This is a genomic window from Pantoea sp. JKS000250, from assembly GCF_003201065.1.
GTDB lineage: Bacteria > Pseudomonadota > Gammaproteobacteria > Enterobacterales > Enterobacteriaceae > Pantoea > Pantoea vagans.
This window is the reverse complement of sequence record NZ_QICZ01000001.1, coordinates 1,153,503-1,173,072: the sequence shown is the minus strand read 5'-3', so window position 1 is coordinate 1,173,072 and position 19,570 is coordinate 1,153,503. Positions and strand designations below refer to the sequence as shown.

General features: G+C 57.0%; 18 protein-coding genes. 12 read left to right on the top strand and 6 right to left on the bottom strand.

From position 1 onward, the window contains the following. Positions 1 to 121: 121 nt before the first annotated feature. Entirely contained in the window at positions 122 to 1,810 is a 1,689-nt protein-coding gene (gene narQ / locus BY447_RS05615) for a nitrate/nitrite two-component system sensor histidine kinase NarQ (RefSeq protein WP_110330714.1), read from the bottom strand. 254 nt (positions 1,811 to 2,064) lie between these two features. Here narQ and BY447_RS05610 point away from each other — a divergent pair, with 254 nt between their 5' ends. The 4 genes from BY447_RS05610 (at position 2,065) to BY447_RS05595 (ending at position 6,095) form a co-directional block, all read left to right on the top strand. Beyond that, positions 2,065 to 2,337, top strand: coding sequence for a DUF1471 domain-containing protein (locus tag BY447_RS05610; RefSeq protein ID WP_033783843.1), 273 nt, complete (start codon positions 2,065 to 2,067; stop codon positions 2,335 to 2,337). 280 nt (positions 2,338 to 2,617) lie between these two features. Then, positions 2,618 to 4,114 (top strand): L-asparagine permease, encoded by a 1,497-nt coding sequence (ansP, locus tag BY447_RS05605; RefSeq protein WP_110330713.1) that lies wholly within the window; start codon positions 2,618 to 2,620, stop codon positions 4,112 to 4,114. A 142-nt stretch (positions 4,115 to 4,256) separates the two neighbouring features. Next, positions 4,257 to 4,835 (top strand): GDP-mannose pyrophosphatase NudK, encoded by a 579-nt coding sequence (nudK, locus tag BY447_RS05600; RefSeq protein WP_033733476.1) that lies wholly within the window; start codon positions 4,257 to 4,259, stop codon positions 4,833 to 4,835. 186 nt (positions 4,836 to 5,021) lie between these two features. Next, the gene (locus tag BY447_RS05595) at positions 5,022 to 6,095 is read left to right on the top strand and encodes a DUF1176 domain-containing protein (RefSeq protein ID WP_033783839.1); all 1,074 of its coding nucleotides are present in this window, start codon (positions 5,022 to 5,024) and stop codon (positions 6,093 to 6,095) included. Here the strand turns inward: BY447_RS05595 and ampH are convergent. The 5 genes from ampH to amiA all read right to left on the bottom strand — a co-directional run bounded on the left by ampH (position 6,092) and on the right by amiA (position 12,732). Then, complete coding sequence (gene ampH / locus BY447_RS05590) at positions 6,092 to 7,255, bottom strand: D-alanyl-D-alanine-carboxypeptidase/endopeptidase AmpH (RefSeq protein ID WP_199226922.1); 1,164 nt, start codon at positions 7,253 to 7,255, stop codon at positions 6,092 to 6,094. The genes BY447_RS05595 and ampH overlap by 4 nt on opposite strands. 258 nt (positions 7,256 to 7,513) lie before the next feature. Next, positions 7,514 to 9,514, bottom strand: coding sequence for a transketolase (gene tkt / locus BY447_RS05585; RefSeq protein WP_033733471.1), 2,001 nt, complete (start codon positions 9,512 to 9,514; stop codon positions 7,514 to 7,516). 57 nt (positions 9,515 to 9,571) lie between these two features. After that, positions 9,572 to 10,522 carry a transaldolase gene (gene tal / locus BY447_RS05580; protein ID WP_033783835.1) on the bottom strand — a complete coding sequence of 317 codons (951 nt, stop codon included), beginning with the start codon at positions 10,520 to 10,522 and terminating at the stop codon, positions 9,572 to 9,574. A 346-nt stretch (positions 10,523 to 10,868) separates the two neighbouring features. Then, complete coding sequence (hemF, locus tag BY447_RS05575) at positions 10,869 to 11,783, bottom strand: oxygen-dependent coproporphyrinogen oxidase (RefSeq protein ID WP_013358670.1); 915 nt, start codon at positions 11,781 to 11,783, stop codon at positions 10,869 to 10,871. 100 nt (positions 11,784 to 11,883) lie between these two features. Further along, complete coding sequence (gene amiA / locus BY447_RS05570; protein ID WP_013358669.1) at positions 11,884 to 12,732, bottom strand: N-acetylmuramoyl-L-alanine amidase AmiA; 849 nt, start codon at positions 12,730 to 12,732, stop codon at positions 11,884 to 11,886. Between the two features lie 207 nt (positions 12,733 to 12,939). Here amiA and BY447_RS05565 point away from each other — a divergent pair, with 207 nt between their 5' ends. From BY447_RS05565 to cysM, 8 genes are all read left to right on the top strand, one after another. Continuing rightward, positions 12,940 to 13,365, top strand: coding sequence for a GNAT family acetyltransferase (locus tag BY447_RS05565; protein WP_003848834.1), 426 nt, complete (start codon positions 12,940 to 12,942; stop codon positions 13,363 to 13,365). Then, entirely contained in the window at positions 13,355 to 13,822 is a 468-nt protein-coding gene (locus BY447_RS05560; RefSeq protein ID WP_013358668.1) for a DUF2919 family protein, read from the top strand. The genes BY447_RS05565 and BY447_RS05560 overlap by 11 nt, the downstream gene beginning before the upstream one ends. Positions 13,823 to 13,887: 65 nt before the next feature. Next, a complete protein-coding gene (locus BY447_RS05555; RefSeq protein WP_110330711.1) occupies positions 13,888 to 14,505 on the top strand; it encodes an RpoE-regulated lipoprotein in 618 nt (205 codons plus the stop codon). Positions 14,506 to 14,758: 253 nt separating this feature from the next. Beyond that, on the top strand, positions 14,759 to 15,775 hold the full coding sequence (locus BY447_RS05550; protein ID WP_110330710.1) for a sulfate ABC transporter substrate-binding protein: 1,017 nt from the start codon (positions 14,759 to 14,761) through the stop codon (positions 15,773 to 15,775). After that, positions 15,775 to 16,608 carry a sulfate/thiosulfate ABC transporter permease CysT gene (cysT, locus tag BY447_RS05545; protein WP_013358665.1) on the top strand — a complete coding sequence of 278 codons (834 nt, stop codon included), beginning with the start codon at positions 15,775 to 15,777 and terminating at the stop codon, positions 16,606 to 16,608. The genes BY447_RS05550 and cysT overlap by 1 nt, the downstream gene beginning before the upstream one ends. After that, complete coding sequence (gene cysW, locus BY447_RS05540) at positions 16,608 to 17,483, top strand: sulfate/thiosulfate ABC transporter permease CysW (protein ID WP_013358664.1); 876 nt, start codon at positions 16,608 to 16,610, stop codon at positions 17,481 to 17,483. Before cysT ends, cysW begins: the two co-directional genes overlap by 1 nt. Then, positions 17,473 to 18,561 carry a sulfate/thiosulfate ABC transporter ATP-binding protein CysA gene (gene cysA, locus BY447_RS05535; protein WP_013358663.1) on the top strand — a complete coding sequence of 363 codons (1,089 nt, stop codon included), beginning with the start codon at positions 17,473 to 17,475 and terminating at the stop codon, positions 18,559 to 18,561. Before cysW ends, cysA begins: the two co-directional genes overlap by 11 nt. A gap of 81 nt (positions 18,562 to 18,642) precedes the next feature. Then, complete coding sequence (gene cysM / locus BY447_RS05530; RefSeq protein WP_033783827.1) at positions 18,643 to 19,527, top strand: cysteine synthase CysM; 885 nt, start codon at positions 18,643 to 18,645, stop codon at positions 19,525 to 19,527. Positions 19,528 to 19,570 lie beyond the last annotated feature (43 nt).

Below are 19,570 nucleotides of genomic sequence, written 5' to 3'. Positions count from 1 at the left end.
CATTTCATCGGCTTCAGATGGCGGCAGAAGAGCAGGGCTGGTACCAGATGGCGCCGTATCCGCTGGGCTGCATGCTGAGACCGATTGATTATCTGAATAAGTTAACATCATGCCGGGCGCTTTATGTCAGTGAGCGCGCCGGCTGCGGTGGAAAGCGCAGTTCGACCCGGGTGCCGCGTTGCTGAGTATGGATAGTCAGATTGCCACTCAGGCGCTGGGCACGCTCTGTCATAATCGTCAGGCCGTAATGGCCCGCGGGTTCGTCAGTGCTGTTCATTCCCACCCCGTCATCCGTAATTGTCAGTAAGTGCTCACCTTGTTCGCTATGCTGATAATCCACCCGAATCACCTGCGCGCTGGCGTGACGAATGGCATTCAGCAGCGCCTCACGGGCGATCTGTAACACATGCACCTGCTGTTGTGCCTCCAGACTCTGCAGGCCGGTCTGGTAGTTAAAGTGTATCTCTGCGCCGCTTTTCTCCTGCAACGAGGCGATCATCGCCTGCATTGCCGCCACCAGATCCGCCTGCTCAATGGTCAGGCGGAAGGTGGTCAGCAGTTCACGCAGCTGACGGTAGGCATCGGCCAGCGCCTGATCGAAGTCAGCGATAATCGCGTGGGCGGCGCTGTCATCCTTATCCACAGTGCGGCGCAGCAGGGTTAGCTGAATGCGTAAAAACGAGAGCGACTGGGCCAGCGAGTCATGTAATTCCCGGGCAATGGTGGCGCGCTCTTCAATCAGCAGCATCTGCTGATACTGCTGCTGTGCCTGCCAGATCCAGATTGCCCGTCCCAGCATCGCCGCCAGGCTGCGCATCAGCTCATTGGGATGGGTGACGCCAGGCGACTGCCAGCGCAGTTCGCCAATCTGCTGATCGTCCTGCTGTAACGGCAGGCGTTGCCACTCACCGTCAGCCTGAGCATCCCCGGCGCAGAACTGAAACTGGTCGCTGTCCAGCCGGATCGCTGTCAGTTTTTCGCGCGTCAGTACAGTGGTTAACACTGACTCAAACAGTGCCGGGTGCAACGGGCTCGCCGTCAGCATCTGCGAGCTGTCGTAAAGCAATGACAGCGTGCGATTCGCCTGGGTTAAGTCTTCCGTTTTCGCGCGTACCGTGCTCTCCAGCAGCTGGTAGTGCGAATGCAGACGTGCCGCCATGCCGCTGAAGGCGTGCGACAGTACCCGCAGTTCATTCTGCTGCTCAACGTGCAGCGGTGGAAAAGCAAAGTTACCGCTTTCAACGTAGCGACTGGCCGTGACCAGCGCATTGAGGGGCCGCACCACGTGTAGCCGGGTAAAGCGAATCGTCATCAGTGCCAGCACGACAATCGCGATGACACCTGCCAGGCTGCTGGCCGCCACCAGACGCATTTTCAGCTCGGTATAGCGCTGCAGACCCAGCACAAAGCGATCGATTTCACCGACATAGATCGGCACCTGCTGCTGGTATGCCACGGTATCACCCTGCTGCAACTGCTGTTGCAGGGAAGGCCAGGCAGCACGCAGTCGCTGATAGCGAGCGCTGACTTCGCGTGGTACCCAGGGCCGATCCAGCTTTTGCAGCACCGGGGCATCCAGCGTTTGCTGATAGAGCGTCAGGTGATGCACCAGATTTTGTGGCTGACGGCTGGCATCCCACGCCATGCGATAGCTCTGCATGCGCAGGGATCCCGCCAGATTGATCGCCTCCGCATCGCGCTGACTGCTGAGCAGCGTGACTAAGGCCAGACCGGTGGTGAGTAGCGACAGCAGAACAATCGCGCTGAGCGCCTTAGCGATGCTTTGAGTAACGGAACGTTTAACAATCACATGGATGGCCCTGTTGAAAGTGCGGGAATTATAAGAGCGCAATAACGTAACGCAAATGATCCATCCCCTGTTTATCGCACAGGCGGTTACACATCGCACATAAAATGACCACAACTGACAGTTCCCAGGATGGGCTACCGTTTTGTGGTTAAAAAAGGAACAGGTTTACATCGTCCCGATGTTGCTTTTCATTGCAAGGCTAATAATTCATCCAGTCATCAGCTCAACCCCGATCGCAGATTAAGGAGCATCCAATGAAAAAACTGAATGCTGTACTGGCGGGCGCATTACTGGCTACCGCTTCCTTTGCCACTTTCGCCGCTGCGCCGGTCGACCCGTCACAGGCGCAGAATATGCAGAGCATCGGCAGCGTGTCCGTCTCCGGCGTTCGCGGCTCACTGGACGATGCTAATCGCCAGCTGTCGCAAAAAGCGGAAGAGATGGGCGCCAGCCATTACCGCGTTATTGGTATCGATAACCCAGGTGACTCCAGCCTGTGGAGCGGCACCGCAGAGATTTATCGCTAACCCAACCCTCCTGTTTCCATCCCTGTAGCTTTTACCGGCCTGAAAATGGCCGGTTTTTTTGTTTTTGTGCATCAGGATGGATTCTTACAAATCAGCCTGTGCATCTGCCCGGTATATTTTGCTTCGTTCTTGCAGAACGGGTAGGATTCATCGCCGTAAATTCCCGCGTTGCCCGGCACTCACTCACGGGCAAAGGCACAGAGGAAAATCCCCCATTTTGCAGGACGTTACGTCCGCATTGGGGAGACGACGACTGATGGTCAGGACAAACAGGAATGCTATGAAATCTAAAAAGAAAACCCCAAGTGAGATGCGCGCTGCCAAGCGCCGCTGGCTGAATTCTCACGATGCTGGTTACCAGAAGGCGATGGGTAACCGTCACGTACAGATGATTGCGATCGGCGGTGCCATCGGTACCGGTTTGTTCCTGGGCGCAGGTGGCCGTTTGCAGGCTGCTGGCCCCGCGTTAGCCATCATCTATCTGGTGTGTGGCATCTTCTCCTTCTTTATTCTGCGTGCGCTGGGCGAACTGGTATTACACCGCCCCAGCAGCGGCAGCTTCGTCTCCTACGCCCGTGAATTCCTGGGCGAGAAAGCCTCCTTTGTGGCGGGCTGGATGTACTTCGTCAACTGGGCGATGACCGGCATCGTCGATATCACCGCCGTCGCGCTCTACATGCACTACTGGGGCGCGTTTGGTGATGTGCCGCAGTGGGTGTTCGCCCTGGGCGCGCTGGCGATTGTCGGCACCATGAACATGATCGGCGTTAAGTGGTTTGCCGAGATGGAGTTCTGGTTCGCGCTGGTAAAAGTGCTGGCGATTGTCATCTTCCTGGTGGTGGGCGTGGTGTTCCTTGGCACCGGCAAACCGCTGGATGGCAACAGCACCGGTTTCCATCTGATCACCGATAACGGTGGCCTGTTCCCGCACGGTTTACTGCCTGCGCTGGTGCTGATTCAGGGCGTGGTGTTCGCCTTTGCCTCTATCGAACTGGTGGGTACGGCGGCCGGCGAATGTAAAGACCCGAAAACCATGCTGCCGAAAGCGATCAACAGCGTGATCTGGCGTATCGGCCTGTTCTATGTCGGCTCTGTGCTGCTGCTGGTGCTGCTGCTGCCATGGAACGCTTATCAGGCGGGTCAGAGTCCGTTCGTGACCTTCTTCTCGAAGCTGGGCGTGCCTTACGTTGGCAGCATCATGAATATCGTCGTATTGAGTGCGGCGCTCTCCAGCCTGAACTCCGGCCTTTACTCGACCGGGCGTATCCTGCGCTCCATGTCGATGGGTGGCTCTGCACCGAAATTCATGTCGAAAATGAACAGTCAGCAGGTTCCTTATGCCGGTATTCTGGTGACCGTCGCCGTCTATGTGATTGGTGTGGTGCTTAACTACTATGTGCCTTCTCAGGTGTTTGAGATCGTCCTGAACGTGGCTTCCCTGGGCATTATCTCCTCCTGGGCCTTTATCGTGGTTTGCCAGCTGCGTCTGCGCAAGGCGATCAAAGAGGGCAAGGCGGATGATGTCAGCTTCAAGCTGCCAGGCGCACCGTTTACCTCGTGGCTGACGCTGCTGTTCCTGTTCAGCGTGCTGGTGCTGATGGCGTTTGACTACCCGAACGGGACGTACACCATCGCCTCCATTCCGCTGATTGCGGTATTGCTGGTGCTGGGATGGTTTGGCGTGCGTAAGCGCGTTCACGCCGTCGCTCAGACCGAACAGGATCATCACGAAGAAGAGCCTCAGCCGGCCCGACTGGCTGACGACACTTCACGCTGATAAATTCTGCAGCAATCAGGCCAGCCTCCGGGCTGGCTTTTTTTTGCCGTGAACCGCCCCCGCCACGCCGCGAATTAGGATAGTTTTCCCGCAAGCTTGCCCCTATGATGAAAGGCTCCCTTTATGCGGTAGCGGAGTCATCATGTCGTTTAAGATCAACATCATCAAAGATAAGCTCCTGTCTGAAAACTGGTTTGTGCTGCGTAACTACACCTATGACATCACCGATCGCCGTGGCGAGGTTATTCGCCATAAACGCGAAGTCTACGATCGCGGAAATGGGGCAACCATCCTGCTCTACAACCGTGAAAAGAACAGCGTGGTCCTGACGCGCCAGTTTCGTATCGCCACGTACGTTAACGGTAACGACGACGGCATGTTAATCGAAGCCTGTGCCGGCTTGCTGGACGACGACTCCCCGGAAGATTGCATCCGCAAAGAGGCGATTGAAGAGACCGGTTATGCGGTGGGCGAGGTGGAAAAACTTTATGCCTGCTATATGTCGCCGGGTGGCGTGACGGAGCTTATCCACTTTTTCGCGGCAGAATATAATGAGTCGTTGCGCGACAATGCCGGCGGTGGCGTCGAAGATGAGTCAATCGACGTGCTGGAATTACGCTTTCCGGATGCGCTGGCAATGGTCGCTGAGGGTCGCATTCGAGACGGCAAAACCATTATGCTGCTTCAGCATGCACAGATTGCGGGCTGGCTGACGCCATAAAACCGTGCTACTAAGCCTGTTGCCGCGTGACAGCGTTGAGGGAGAGTGGTGAGCGTTAATCCACTTTATGCACGCTTTTTAAGCAGTTAACTGCGCTTTTTGCACAGGTTCACAGAATGCGAACCCTGTCAGGCCCGTTGATGCGCTATTCTCTCCACTCTGGGTATTCGGGGATCGATCTTCTTAATGTCGTATTGGATGAAATCGCTTTGGCTGTTGCCGTCTCTGTGGGTTGCCTCTGTTCAGGCGGAACCGTTGCAAAAGTCATTCAACGACTGGCAAATCACCTGCAACAATGAAGCCTTTTGTGTGGCGCGCAATATTCCGGGAGACAAAGGGCTGGTGATGACGATTTCGCGCCATGCGGGTGTCAACGATCGCCCTTTGCTGCGCATCGACTACGGCAGCGCCTACAGTGGTGCGCTGCCGGGTGGCCCGCTACAGGATAACCTGCTGCTCGATCAGCGCCGGCTTAAACCCGACCTCAAGCACTGGACGGTAGAGCCGCATCATCTCGCTACCAGCAATGCTATCGCCATTGATGAATTTTTTGATCTGGTGATGGAGGCCAAAAACCTGCAGCTCACCTATGACCCCAATGCGCTGATCTCCCTGCGCGGCATGAAGGCCGCGCTGTTGCTGATGGATGACACGCAGGGACGGGTCAACAGCATGAGCGCGTGGATCAAACGTGGCGACAGAGCCAGCTGGGATGTTCCGCCACCGCCTGCACTGCCACCGCTGCCGCCTGCGGTCAGGTCACCCGCTGCCCTGACGCGCGATGAGACCAGCGGATTGATTGATTACGGCACCTGGCGGGTTAACACCGACTCCTGCTCACTCGATCCGCTGCGCCGCGAAGTCAGCGTGGCGCCGCTTACCGACCAGCGCGCGCTGCTGCTGGTGAGTTGTGAAATGGGGGCGTATAACGTGATCGATCTGGCGTTTGAAGTGACGCGCAGCCCGCCCTATGTGGCGCGTGGCATCACCCTGACTCTGCCTTTTACCCCGCCCGGAGCCAGCGATCGACAACTTGAGCTGATTAACGCCGAATACGACGCGGCCAGCGGCCAGCTCTACACGTTTGGTAAGGGCCGTGGATTAGGCGACTGCGGCAGGGCGACACGCTGGCAGTTTGATGGTACACGTTTTGTGTTAGCGGAATATGCGGAAGAGTCGACCTGTGACGCCTGGCACAGCAGTGATGACTGGCCAACCCTGTGGGTCAGCCAGTCTGACGGTGGTGTACAGCAGCGTTAACGAATGACCTGCACCATCATCGGTGAGCCAAGCTGGTTGCCGACCAGTTCGGCCAGCATATTATTCACACCGTCGCTCATCGGCGTAAAGCGGGTCAGCGGCGAGCGCGTCACCACCACAAAAACCCCCACGTTATGCTGCGGTACCATCGCCATATAGGTGATGAATCCGCCGCCGCCGCCGGTTTTCTGAATGATCCCAGGCCGACCACTTTTCGGTCCCATGTAGACCCAGCCCATGCCCAGCGCATCCGCTTTACCCGGCACATCCATGCCTTCTACTTTGTTCAATTGGTCGCGGCGATAGATCAGCGTCTGCAGGCGATCGATCTGCGACGTGCGATGGTTAACCGACGAGTTCAGGAACTGCTGCATCCAGCGACCCATATCATCCGGCGTTGAGTAAACCCCGCCGCTACCAATCGCGGCCAGCGTGTTATTACATGGGCTGGCCCCTTTTTCGGCCACCATCAGGCGTCCGCACTGCTCAGGCGACGGCGTAAACGTGGTGTCCTTCATGCCGAGCGGGCGGGTAATCAGCTGCTGAAACAGCGCCGGATAGGGAGTTCCGCTGGCACGTGACAGCGCATCGCCCAGCAGATCGTAGCCCAGGTTAGAGTAGGCGGCACTGCTGCCCGGTGCCGCTTTGAGGTTCGCGCGCGCCAGCCATGCCCAGCGTTCGCTCTTCGTTGGCCAGACAAACACCGGACGCTGTGCTTTGCCGCCGGGCTGCTCGCGCGGCAGTCCGCTGGTGTGGGTCGAGAGATTAATCAGGCGAATCGGCTGGCCATTGTAAGTGGGCACCCGTGCACCCGGAGGCGCATATTTACTCAGGGGATCGTCAAGGCGAATCTGTCCGCGCTCAGCCATTTTCACCATCACTTCACTGGTCATCAGCTTACTCAGCGAGGCGATACGAATCAGCGAATCTTTCTGCGGACGGACATTGTTGCCGGGACGGGTTTCACCGAAGCTGGCGAACACCCGCTGATTGCCATCAATCGCCACCAGCGCCATACCGGTTGCGCCGCTGCCGTAAAAAATATGTTCCGCATAGCGATCAACAATCTGTGAGGCCAGCAGTGGATCGGGCGCAACCTGCGCCATGCTTTTTAATGGAAGCAGTGAAACCATCAGGGCCAGTAAATAGGGTGTACGCATGTTCAACGGAAGTGGCTTCGCTATAAAAATCGGAGGAAATCTGCCTTCACTCATCAGGATGCATCAGGTCGCAGCCGCGTTATCCCGGCAGAATGACAGCAGGAAAAGACGGTCAGCCCGTACACAGGCAGCATTAAGTATGACGGCTCTATAGTAATCAGTTTGCGCGGAGCGGGAAGAGGGGAATGGATATTTTTTTATCTGGGAGGCTGCAAAATAAAATGGCCCTTCCCGATGAGGCCGGGAAGGGCAAAAGCATTAAACCGGCTTGAGTAACGCTTCGGCGTGGCTGACGATGTTCTCAACCGTGAAGCCAAACTCCGGGAACAGCTGACTGGCTGGTGCGGATTCACCAAAGGTGGTCATGCCCACAATCGCGCCGTCCAGACCGACATACTTAAACCAGTAGTCAGCAATACCCGCTTCTACCGCCACACGCGCTTTCACGCCGCTCGGCAGTACCGATTCACGGTAAGCGGCATCCTGCGCATCAAACAGATCAGTAGAAGGCAGTGAAACCACCCGCACCTTGTGACCGCCTGACGTGAGCTTCTCAGCTGCACCCAGGGTGATCTCAATCTCTGAACCGGTCGCAATCAGAATGACTTCTGGCGTGCCGTCGCAATCCTTCAGCACGTAGCCACCGCGTTTGATGTTTTCGATCTGCTCCGGGGTGCGTTCCGGCTGCAGCAGGTTCTGGCGTGACAGGATCAGGGCAGTCGGCCCATGATGGCGTTCGACAGCGGCTTTCCACGCCACCGCAGTTTCAACCTGATCGCATGGACGCCATACGCTCATGTTTGGCGTCAGACGCAGGCTGGCGATCTGCTCAACTGGCTGGTGCGTCGGGCCATCTTCGCCCAGACCGATCGAGTCATGGGTGTAAACAAGAATCTGGCGTGCCTTCATCAGCGCTGCCATACGCGCGGCGTTACGCGCATATTCGACAAACATCAGGAAGGTTGCGGTATAAGGCACGAAACCGCCGTGATGCGCGATGCCGTTACCAATTGCCGTCATACCAAATTCGCGCACACCGTAGTGGATGTAGTTACCCGCCGGATCCTCTTTGATCGATTTGGAACCCGACCAGATGGTGAGGTTACTCGGAGCCAGGTCAGCGGAACCGCCAAGGAATTCCGGCAGCATTTTGCCATAGGCTTCCAGCGAGTTCTGAGACGCTTTACGGCTGGCAATTTTCTGCGGATTAGCCTGCAGATCCTGGATGAAGCGGGTCGCTTCCGTTTCCCATGTGGCGGGCATTTCGCCATTCATACGGCGCTCATACTCCTTCGCCAGCTCGGGATGGGCCTCTTTATAAGCCGCAAACTTCGCATCCCAGGCTTTTTCGCGTTCCGCGCCCGCTGCTTTGGCATCCCACTGCTGGTAGATTTCAGCCGGGATCTCAAATGCCGGATAGTTCCAGCCAAGCTGTTTACGGGTCAGCGCTACTTCGGCCTCGCCCAGCGCTGCGCCGTGCGATTCTTCTTTACCGGCTTTGTTCGGCGAACCGAAACCGATAATGGTACGGCAGATAATCAGTGAAGGCTTATCGGTGACGCTCTGCGCTTCTTTGATCGCCTCGCGGATAGCATCAGCGTCATGGCCGTCGATGTCGCCGATGACATGCCAGTTATAGGACTCAAAGCGTTTATGCGTATCGTCGGTAAACCAGCCCTCGGTTTCGCCATCGATGGAGATGCCGTTATGGTCATAGAAGCCGATCAGTTTGCCCAGACCCAGCGTACCCGCCAGAGAACAGACTTCGTGTGAGATCCCTTCCATCAGACAGCCGTCGCCCATGAACACATAGGTATGGTGGTCGACGATTTCATGGTCCGGACGGTTAAACTGTGCAGCCAGCGTGCGCTCAGCAATCGCCAGGCCCACGGCATTAGCCAGGCCCTGACCCAGTGGGCCGGTGGTGGTTTCAACGCCTGGGGTATAGCCGATTTCCGGGTGACCCGGCGTTTTAGAGTGCAGCTGACGGAAATTTTTCAGCTCTTCAATCGGCAGGTCATAACCGCTCAGGTGCAGCAGGCTGTAAAGCAGCATCGAGCCGTGGCCGTTGGAGAGGATGAAGCGGTCGCGATCAAGCCAGGCGGGATTGGTCGGATTGTGCTGGAGGAAGTCGCGCCACAACACTTCGGCGATATCGGCCATACCCATCGGCGCACCGGGGTGGCCTGAGTTTGCCTTCTGGACTGCATCCATGCTCAGTGCACGAATCGCGTTTGCCAACTCTCTGCGTGAGGACATAAAGTTCTCCCTTGTTATGCATCAGGGCGGGAAAGTCCCGCCCGATTAAAATAAAGACTACAGGCGTGCGGCGAGCACATCTTCCAGCTTCTGCTGGTCAACCGCGAACTGGCGGATGCCGTCAGAGAGTTTTTCGACTGCCATTGGATCCTGGTTATGTTCCCAGCGGAACTCCGCCTCGGAGAGCGGCGACGGCTGATGGAAGCCCTCGGTAGAGGGTTCCAGTTTGCGCTCCAGCGGCGCATCGCTGTTCTGCAGCTCTTCCAGCAGGTTCGGCGACAGCGTCAGGCGATCGCAGCCGGCCAGCGCGATAATCTGCTCCACTTTACGGAAGCTGGCGCCCATGATGATGGTGCTGTAACGGTGCTTTTTGTAGTAGTCATAGATACGACGCACAGATTTTACGCCTGGATCTTCATCCGCCACGTACGGTTCCAGTGGCTTGCGTGAGTTGTACCAGTCGTAGATACGGCCCACGAACGGGGAGATCAGGAACACGCCCGCTTCGGCACAGGCACGCGCCTGCGCGAAGGAGAACAGCAGCGTCAGGTTACAGTGGATGCCGTTCTTCTCCAGCTCTTCCGCTGCACGGATGCCTTCCCAGGTGGAGGCCAGCTTAATCAGCACGCGTGAACGGTCGATGCCGTGCTCTTCATACATCCGAATCAGTTTTTCTGCTTTGGTGACACACATGCCACGATCGAAGGAGAGGCGCGCATCCACTTCGGTCGAAACACGGCCTGGTATGCTTTTCAGGATTTCCATACCGAGGTTGATCGCCACTTTGTCGCTGGCGTTGATAATCTGCGTCTCTTTGCTGCCGCCCTGTTTTTTCGCGTACTCAATCGCGTCATCTATCAGGTGCTTATATCCTTCCAGACCGGACGCTTTCAGAATGAGTGAAGGGTTGGTGGTGGCGTCTTCCGGGTGGTAATTACGAATCGATTCGATATCACCACTGTCCGCCACCACGGTGGTGAACTGTTTTAGGGCTTCTAGCTGGTTCATCTCTAAACTCCTTGAAAAGAAAAATGAAAGCGAACAGGGTGCACCTCAGGCCTCGCAGCCGGTCTGTGGCATGTTCTGCTACCGGTAACGCGAACCCATAACATTGCAACAGAGACTTTCTGATGAAAATGCGGTTTCTCTGATTGTTGCGCTGCGAGGCGGTGCGAAGGAGCCGTCATGCGGTTTTTACCGTGGGGTGCGCCATATTCCATCCTTAAGCATAGCAGTCAGGACGAATGACGCAGGTAACACTGTAGCAATCTGTGCCCTGTGAAACGGAACGGGTCGGTCGGAAAAAAGGTAAGCGCAGCGCGGATTACGGGCCGCGCTGCAGCAGGAGAAGCGATCAGACGGGGAGGTTCAGCCAGTTTTTTACCGGCAGGAAATCGCGATAGAGCGCAGCTTCAGGCGAGTCGGCATCGGGCTGATAATCATATTCCCAGCGCACCAGTGGTGGCATCGACATCAGAATCGATTCCGTACGGCCGCCGGTCTGCAAACCAAACAGCGTGCCACGGTCCCACACCAGATTAAACTCCACATAGCGACCACGGCGGTAGAGCTGGAACTGGCGCTCACGATCGCCCCACGGATGATCTTTACGGCGCGACACAATCGGCCGGTAGGCATCCATAAAGCCGCGACCTACTGCCTGCATAAAGCTGAAGCTCTGCTCAAAGTCGGGCGTATTGAGATCGTCAAAAAAGAGGCCGCCAATGCCGCGCTGCTCATCACGATGCTTCAGATAGAAGTAATCATCACACCACTTTTTATAGCGCGGATAGACATCCTCGCCAAAAGGCTGACAGAGACTGGCGGCGGTCTGATGCCAGTGCAGCGCGTCTTCTTCAAAGCCATAAAACGGCGTCAGGTCAAAGCCGCCACCAAACCACCAGACCGGATCGGCCCCCGGTTTCTCTGCGATAAAAAAGCGCACGTTGGCGTGGCTGGTCGGCACATAGGGGTTATTCGGGTGGATCACCAACGACACGCCCATCGCTTCAAAGCTACGACCGGCCAGCTCAGGCCGGTGCGCGGTCGCTGATGCCGGCATCTGATCGCCATGCACATGCGAAAAGTTAACGCCCGCCTGCTCAAACACCGTGCCGTTGCGCAGGACGCGGCTCTGACCGCCGCCGCCGCCAGGGCGCTGCCAGCTATCTTCAGCAAACTGTGCGCCGCCATCTTCAGCCGCCAGCTGGTTACAAATCTCATCCTGCAATGCGAGCAGGAACGCTTTTACGCGGGAAATATCAGCCATCTTTTCGCTTATCGTTTGTCAAAGTCTGACGCGATTATACGCAAAACCGCGCCGCTTGCATGAGCGCGGCGCGTCGCACGATGCAAACCAGCCAGACGAATCAGGCGTTGCGGCGGTCAAACTCATCGAAGTAGTTGACGATGCCGCTGGCAATCGCTGAAGCAATTTTCTGGCGAAACGCGGTAGTGCCGAGCAGCTGCTCTTCACGGGGATTGGTAATAAAGGAGGTTTCGACCAGCACCGAGGGAATCGACGGTGACTTGAGCACCGCGAAGGCCGCCTGCTCGGTATGCTGGCTGTGCAGATGGTGCACCGGGCGGATCTGATCCAGCACGTGCTTGCCCAGCGTCAGGCTGTTTTTGATGGTATCGGTCTGTACCAGGTCGAACAGAATCTGCTGCAGATAGTGATCCTGCTGCTGTGCCTTTACGCCGCCCAGTTTGTCCGCATCGTTCTCACGCTGTGAGAGATAACGTGCCATCGAGCTGCTGGCACCGCGGTTAGAGAGCGCAAACACCGAGGCACCGCTGGCATCGGGGCTGGTAAAGCCGTCGGCATGAATCGACATAAAGAGATCGGCACCGTGCTGGTGGGCGATTTCTACCCGCTGATAAAGCGGAATAAAGTGGTCACTGTCGCGGGTCAGGCGCACTTCAATGCGCGGATGGCTCTGAAGCTGCCGCTGCACGTTACCGGCAATCTCCAGCACGATATGCTTCTCTTCAGAACCCTCTTCACCCACCGCACCAGAGTCGATGCCACCGTGCCCCGGATCGATCATCACGATGCGTTTACCGTTTTTCGCTGGCGGGGCAGGGCGCGTATGGCGATTTGCCCCGGTAAGGCCCGACTGCTCTTTAGCCTGAATCGCACGCGGCGATAAAATGGCCAGAGCCAGACCGGAAAGAAGTAACTGACGACGATGAATCAAACGTTTAAGCAGCTGCATGTACGGGTCCGGTAACAGGAATCTTGCCGGTGTTATAGCCTAAGGCTCTGTTGCCTGCGATCACAGAACCATTTCAGGGCATTACTTTGTATTGCAGGTCGCGAACAGAAAATTTGCGCTTTTTTATTTTCCGCCGGTCATCGAGGGTTGCGTGCGGCAGAGAATGCGTGATAATCAGCAAATTGTGCTTATCTGCAGGTAAATAAGATGGAAATCCGCGCCTTCCGCCAGGAAGATTTTGAAGAAGTGATCACCTTATGGGAACGTTGCGATTTGTTACGGCCTTGGAACGATCCCGAGCTGGATATCGAACGCAAAATGAATCACGACCCCGATCTCTTTCTGGTCGCTGAAGTGGGCGGCGTGGTCGTTGGCACGCTGATGGGCGGTTACGATGGTCATCGCGGCGCGGCGTATTATCTGGCGGTGCATCCTGACTATCAGGGACGCGGCTTTGCCAATGCCCTGATGAACCGTCTGGAGAAGAAACTCATCGCGCGCGGCTGTCCGAAACTGCATCTGATGATCCGCGAAGAGAACGATCAGGTGGTGGCGTTCTATGAAAAGCTCGATTATGAGCCGGTCGACGCGCTGCTGTTTGGTAAACGTTTGATCGAAGATCGTGAATACTAATCCGTTGCCTGGCTATTCGCCGGACGAGTATGACGCCAGAGGGCAGCTGCGGCTGCCGTTTCTTTTTTGGCCGATCCTGTTACTTCAGGCGCGGACCTGGCTGCTGCTGGTGATGGCCGGAGCGTCACGGCAGCAGGGCAACGACCTGCTGGCACTATTCTATCCGGATCGTCAGGCGTTCTGGGTCGGTCTGGCGCTGGGGTTACCGGCGCTGGCGGGCCTGCTGCTGACAGGCTATCGCACGCGGCTGCCGCGCCTCTGGCAGCACTGGCGCAGCGTGTTAGCGCTGTCGCTGCTGGTGAATCTGCTCTGGCAGGGCTGGCAGTTTGTGCAGGGCGATCTGCTAAGTTCGCCGCTGCCGTTGCTGCTGACGCTGTTCGACCTGCTGGCGCTGATCTGGCTGCAATCGAATCGTCGCTGTCGCGACTGCTTTCTGCCTGAACATCATCTCAACTAAACTTTTTGTCGCTTTGCGACTCCAATCAGTTCCGCCTTTCCGGCATCGCATTTACAGGAGTTCTCATGAAAGCTGTTCGTTCCACGCTACTGATCGCCGCCGTTGCACTGAGCGGCTGTGCCAGTTCGGGTTCCGGCGCTGACAGCAGCCAGCAGGCAAGCTGGTGGAATCCGCTGACGTATCACTGGTCTTCGGCGCTGCCGTGGAACTGGTTCGGTTCCTCGCTGACCGCGACTGAACAGGGTGTAGGGGTATTAACCGCCTCCACCGCCATGAAAGAGGACGCGATTAAGGACGGACTGAACGGTGACTATACCCTGCGTCAGGGCATGCGCAGTCAGAACGGTCAGGTGGTCTCTTTCTGGCAGGCGCTGGATGACGGCAAGGTTAAGCTGGTGATTTACGGACAGTCGCAGATCGAACGTATTGAGGTGATGGACAGCGCGATTGCCAGCAGTGACGGCAGTAAAGTGGGCGACGCCTTCAGTAATAAGTTCAGCAAAGCCTTCGACAACTGCACACTCGCCAGCGGCACTGATGCGCGTGACGTGGCGTGCCGTGCGCCTGGCAGCGAGCATCTGACCTATGTCTATCACGGCGACTGGCACGGACCGGAGGGATTGATGCCCTCTGACGATACCCTGAAAAACTGGAAAATCAGCAAGATTGTCTGGCAGCGTTAATCTTTTTCTTCAGCGTGCCGCCCCTCCGGCGGTCGCTGAACCCTCGTAAAACCCCTGCCCGCATGGGCTGCACGCGGTTCCTCTCCTCCATCGGCTTTTGCTGATTTCTGCATAAACTCTGTCGTCGTCTTATGCTTTTTTCGACTTTGAAATCATCAAACGATATATAAAACCGTTATTGGTTTTCACTGAGTTATAAATAAACTGATGCCTCAGCGGGTGAGATCCGCATCAAACTTTTTCAGGGTGCCAAATGACATTACAAGCGACGAAAAAAATCGTGAGCGGTATCGCGTTGTCGCTGAGCCTGGCCGGCGCAGCCAATGCCACTGAACTTCTTAATAGCTCATACGATGTATCGCGGGAGCTGTTTGTCGCCCTGAATGCTCCGTTTGTTAAACAGTGGGATGCCAGTCACCCCACTGATCCCCTGACCATTAAGATGTCGCACGCCGGTTCATCGAAGCAGGCGCTGGCTATCCTGCAGGGACTGCGCGCAGATGTGGTCACGTACAACCAGGTAACAGATGTGCAGGTGTTGCACGATAAAGGCAATCTCATTGCCGCAGACTGGAAAAGCCGTCTGCCGAACAACAGCTCGCCTTTCTACTCCACCATGGCGTTTCTGGTGCGCAAAGGGAATCCAAAGCAGATTCATGACTGGTCAGATTTGACCCGCAGCGATGTGAAGCTGATTTTCCCGAACCCGAAAACCTCGGGTAATGGCCGCTATACCTACCTGGCCGCCTGGGGCGCAGCAGATAAAGCGGACGGCGGCGATCAGGCCAAAACCCGTGCCTTTATGACGCAATTCCTGAAAAACGTGGAAGTGTTCGACACCGGCGGTCGCGGCGCAACCACCACCTTTGCTGAGCGCGGCCTGGGCGACGTACTGATCAGCTTTGAGTCGGAGGTGAATAACATCCGCAACCAGTACGGTAAAGATGAATACGAAGTGGTGGTGCCGAAAACCAACATTCTGGCGGAATTTCCGGTGGCATGGGTGGATAAGAATGTCGCCACTAATAAAACCGCTGATGCGGCCAGCGCCTACCTGAACTATCTCTACACGCCAGAAGCGCAGAATATTATTACTCACTACTATTATCGTGTGAACAATCCACAGCTGATGGCGGAGCAGAAAGATCGCTTCCCGCAGACCCGCCTGTTCCGGGTCGAAGATGCCTTTGGCGGCTGGGATAAAGTGATGCAAACGCATTTCGTCAGCGGCGGTGAGCTCGATAAATTGTTAGCGGCGGGGCGCGGATAATGTTTGCAGCCAGCCATAAACGCGTGTTGCCCGGCTTCGGTCTCAGCCTGGGTACCAGCCTGCTCTTTACCTGTCTGATCCTGCTGTTGCCGATTAGCGCCGTGATCATGCAGCTGTCGCAGATGACGCTGCAACAGTACTGGGATGTCGTGACCAACCCTCAGCTGGTGGCCGCCTATAAGGTGACACTGCTCTCTGCCGGTGTCGCGTCCCTGTTTAATGCGGTGTTCGGCATGCTGATGGCATGGATCCTGACCCGTTATCGTTTTCCTGGCCGGACACTGCTGGATGGCCTGATGGATCTGCCGTTTGCACTGCCGACTGCGGTAGCAGGTCTGACCCTGGCCGGACTCTTTTCGGTCAACGGCTGGTACGGACAGTGGTTCGCCCAGTTCGACATTAAAATTTCATACACCTGGATTGGTATCGCCATTGCCATGGCCTTTACCAGCATTCCGTTTGTTGTGCGTACCGTGCAGCCGGTGCTGGAAGAGTTAGGGCCGGAGTATGAAGAAGCGGCCGAAACGCTGGGTGCCACGCCGTGGCAGAGCTTCCGCCGCGTCGTGCTGCCGGAAGTCGCGCCTGCGCTGCTGGCCGGTACGGCGCTCTCCTTTACCCGCAGTCTGGGTGAGTTTGGTGCGGTGATCTTTATTGCCGGTAACATCGCCTGGAAGACGGAAGTCACCTCGCTGATGATCTTTGTCCGGCTGCAGGAGTTCGACTATCCGGCAGCCAGCGCTATCGCCTCGGTGATCCTGGCGGCATCGCTGATTCTGTTATTCGCGATTAATACATTGCAGAGCCGCTTTGGCCGTCGTCTGGGAGGTCACTAATGGCCGAGGTTTCACAGCTCAATCACGCGGCGCGTCAGCCTGTGAACTGGGGCAAATGGCTGCTGATTGGTATCGGCGCGCTGATCTCAATTCTGCTGCTGGTGGTGCCGATGGCCTCCATCTTCTGGGAAGCGCTGAATCAGGGGCTGATTGTCGCGCTCAGCAATCTGGCCGATCCGGACATGTTGCACGCCATCTGGCTGACTGTGCTGGTGGCGCTGATTACCGTTCCGGTGAACCTGGTGTTCGGCACGCTGCTCGCCTGGCTGGTGACGCGCTTTACCTTTCCGGGCCGTCAGCTGCTGCTGACCCTGTTTGATATTCCTTTTGCCGTGTCGCCCGTCGTAGCCGGTCTGATGTATCTGCTGTTCTGGGGCGTGAATGGCCCGGCAGGCGGCTGGCTGGATGCACATAACATCCAGATTATGTTTGCCTGGCCTGGCATGGTGCTGGCGACGGTGTTTGTGACCTGTCCGTTTGTCGTGCGCGAACTGGTGCCGGTGATGCTGAGCCAGGGCAGTCATGAAGATGAAGCGGCGGTGCTGTTAGGCGCGTCCGGCTGGCAGATGTTCCGTCGTGTGACGCTGCCGAACATTCGCTGGGCGCTGCTGTATGGCATCGTCCTGACCAACGCCCGTGCGATTGGTGAATTTGGTGCGGTCTCGGTGGTATCGGGATCGATTCGCGGTGAGACCTACACCTTACCGCTTCAGGTTGAATTATTGCATCAGGACTACAATACCGTTGGCGCGTTTACTGCCGCCGCCCTGTTAACCCTGATGGCAATTGTGACGCTGTTTCTGAAAAGTATTGTGCAGTGGCGTTTAGAGCAACAGCACAAACGCCTGCAACAGGAGGGAAATCATGAGCATTGAGATTAACAAGATCAACAAGTCCTTTGGTCGCACCTCGGTGCTGAACGATATCTCTCTGGATATTGCCTCAGGTGAAATGGTGGCGCTGCTTGGCCCGTCAGGCTCGGGTAAAACCACGCTGCTGCGCATTATTGCCGGGCTGGAGCATCAGAACAGCGGTCAGATCCGTTTTCACGGCAACGATGTCAGCCGCCTGCATGCGCGCGATCGTCAGGTCGGCTTTGTCTTCCAGCACTATGCGCTGTTCCGCCATATGACGGTATTCGACAACATCGCCTTTGGCCTGACCGTGCTGCCGCGTCGTGAACGCCCTTCAGCGGCGGAGATCAAACAGCGTGTAACCCGTCTGCTGGAGATGGTGCAGCTGGCGCATCTGGCTAACCGCTTCCCGGCACAGCTGTCAGGCGGCCAGAAGCAGCGTGTGGCGCTGGCGCGTGCGTTGGCAGTTGAGCCGCAGATTTTGCTGCTGGATGAACCTTTTGGTGCGCTGGATGCTCAGGTGCGTAAAGAGCTGCGCCGCTGGCTGCGTCAGCTTCATGAAGAGATTAAATTCACCAGCGTGTTTGTGACCCACGACCAGGAAGAGGCGATGGAAGTCGCGGATCGCGTGGTGGTGATGAGTCAGGGCAACATTGAGCAGGTCGGCACGCCAGATGATGTATGGCGCGATCCGGCGACCCGCTTTGTGCTGGAGTTCCTGGGTGAAGTGAATCGCTTTGATGGTGAAATTCAGGGATCGCAGTTCCATGTCGGCGCGCACCACTGGCCGCTGGGTTATACCTCAGCTCATCAGGGCGCGGTTGAGCTGTTCCTGCGTCCGTGGGAAGTCGACGTGTCACGCCGCAGCAGTTTAGAAACGCCGCTGCCGGTGCAGGTGCTGGAAGTCAGCCCGCGTGGCCACTTCTGGCAGCTGGTGGTTCAGCCTGCTGGCTGGCAGAGCGAGCCGTTCTCACTGGTGTTTGAAGGTGAGCAGACAGCCCCGATTCGCGGCGAACGCTTGTTTGTTGGCTTGCAGCAGGCGCGGCTCTATAAGGGCGACACGCCGCTGCGCGCAGTTGCCTTTGCGCAAAGCGCCTGATATTTTCTCATCAACACCGGGCGGGAGTGTCACTCCCGCCTTTTTTTCGCCTCTCGTTTGTAAGATGCCAGGAACTGCACCGTGACGACTCTTGAACATACCATCGGCAATACCCCGCTGATTAAGCTGCAGCGCCTGACGCCAGCTAACGGCAGTGAGGTCTGGCTCAAGCTGGAAGGCAATAATCCGGCAGGCTCGGTAAAAGATCGCGCGGCCTGGTCAATGATCAATCAGGCGGAGCTGCGCGGTGAAATTTCACCCGGCGATCAGCTGATTGAAGCCACCAGCGGCAACACCGGTATTGCGCTGGCGATGATCGCGGCGATGAAAGGCTACCGACTTCGCCTGCTGATGCCGGACAACATGAGTCAGGAGCGGCAGGATGCGATGCGTGCGTATGGCGCAGAGCTGATTCTGGTGCCGCGGGAGCAGGGCATGGAGGGCGCACGCGATCTGGCACTGGCGATGGCGGCGCGTGGTGAAGGCCGGGTGCTGGATCAGTTTAATAATCCCGATAACCCGCTGGGTCACTATCAGACCACCGGGCCGGAGTTGTGGCAGCAGTCGAACCAGCGCATGACCCATTTTATCTCCAGCATGGGCACCACCGGCACGATCACCGGCGTGGGACGTTTCCTGAAAGAGCACAACACGGGCGTGCAGGTGATCGGTTTACAGCCGAGTGAAGGCAGCAGTATTCCGGGCATTCGCCGCTGGCCGCTGGCCTATCTGCCGGGGATCTACCGCCCCGATTTAGTGGATGATGTGATGGATATGACGCAGAAAGAAGCGGAAGAGACCATGCGGGCGCTGGCTCGCCGTGAAGGTATTTTCTGTGGCGTCAGTTCGGGCGGCGCGGTGGCGGGTGCGCTGCGTATTGCGCAGGCGAATCCGGGCAGCGTCGTGGTGGCGATCGCCTGTGATCGTGGCGATCGTTATCTCTCGACCGGACTCTATCATCAGTAATCTCCGCTGATACGGAACGAGACCTGTGCGCGCCTTTAACGCC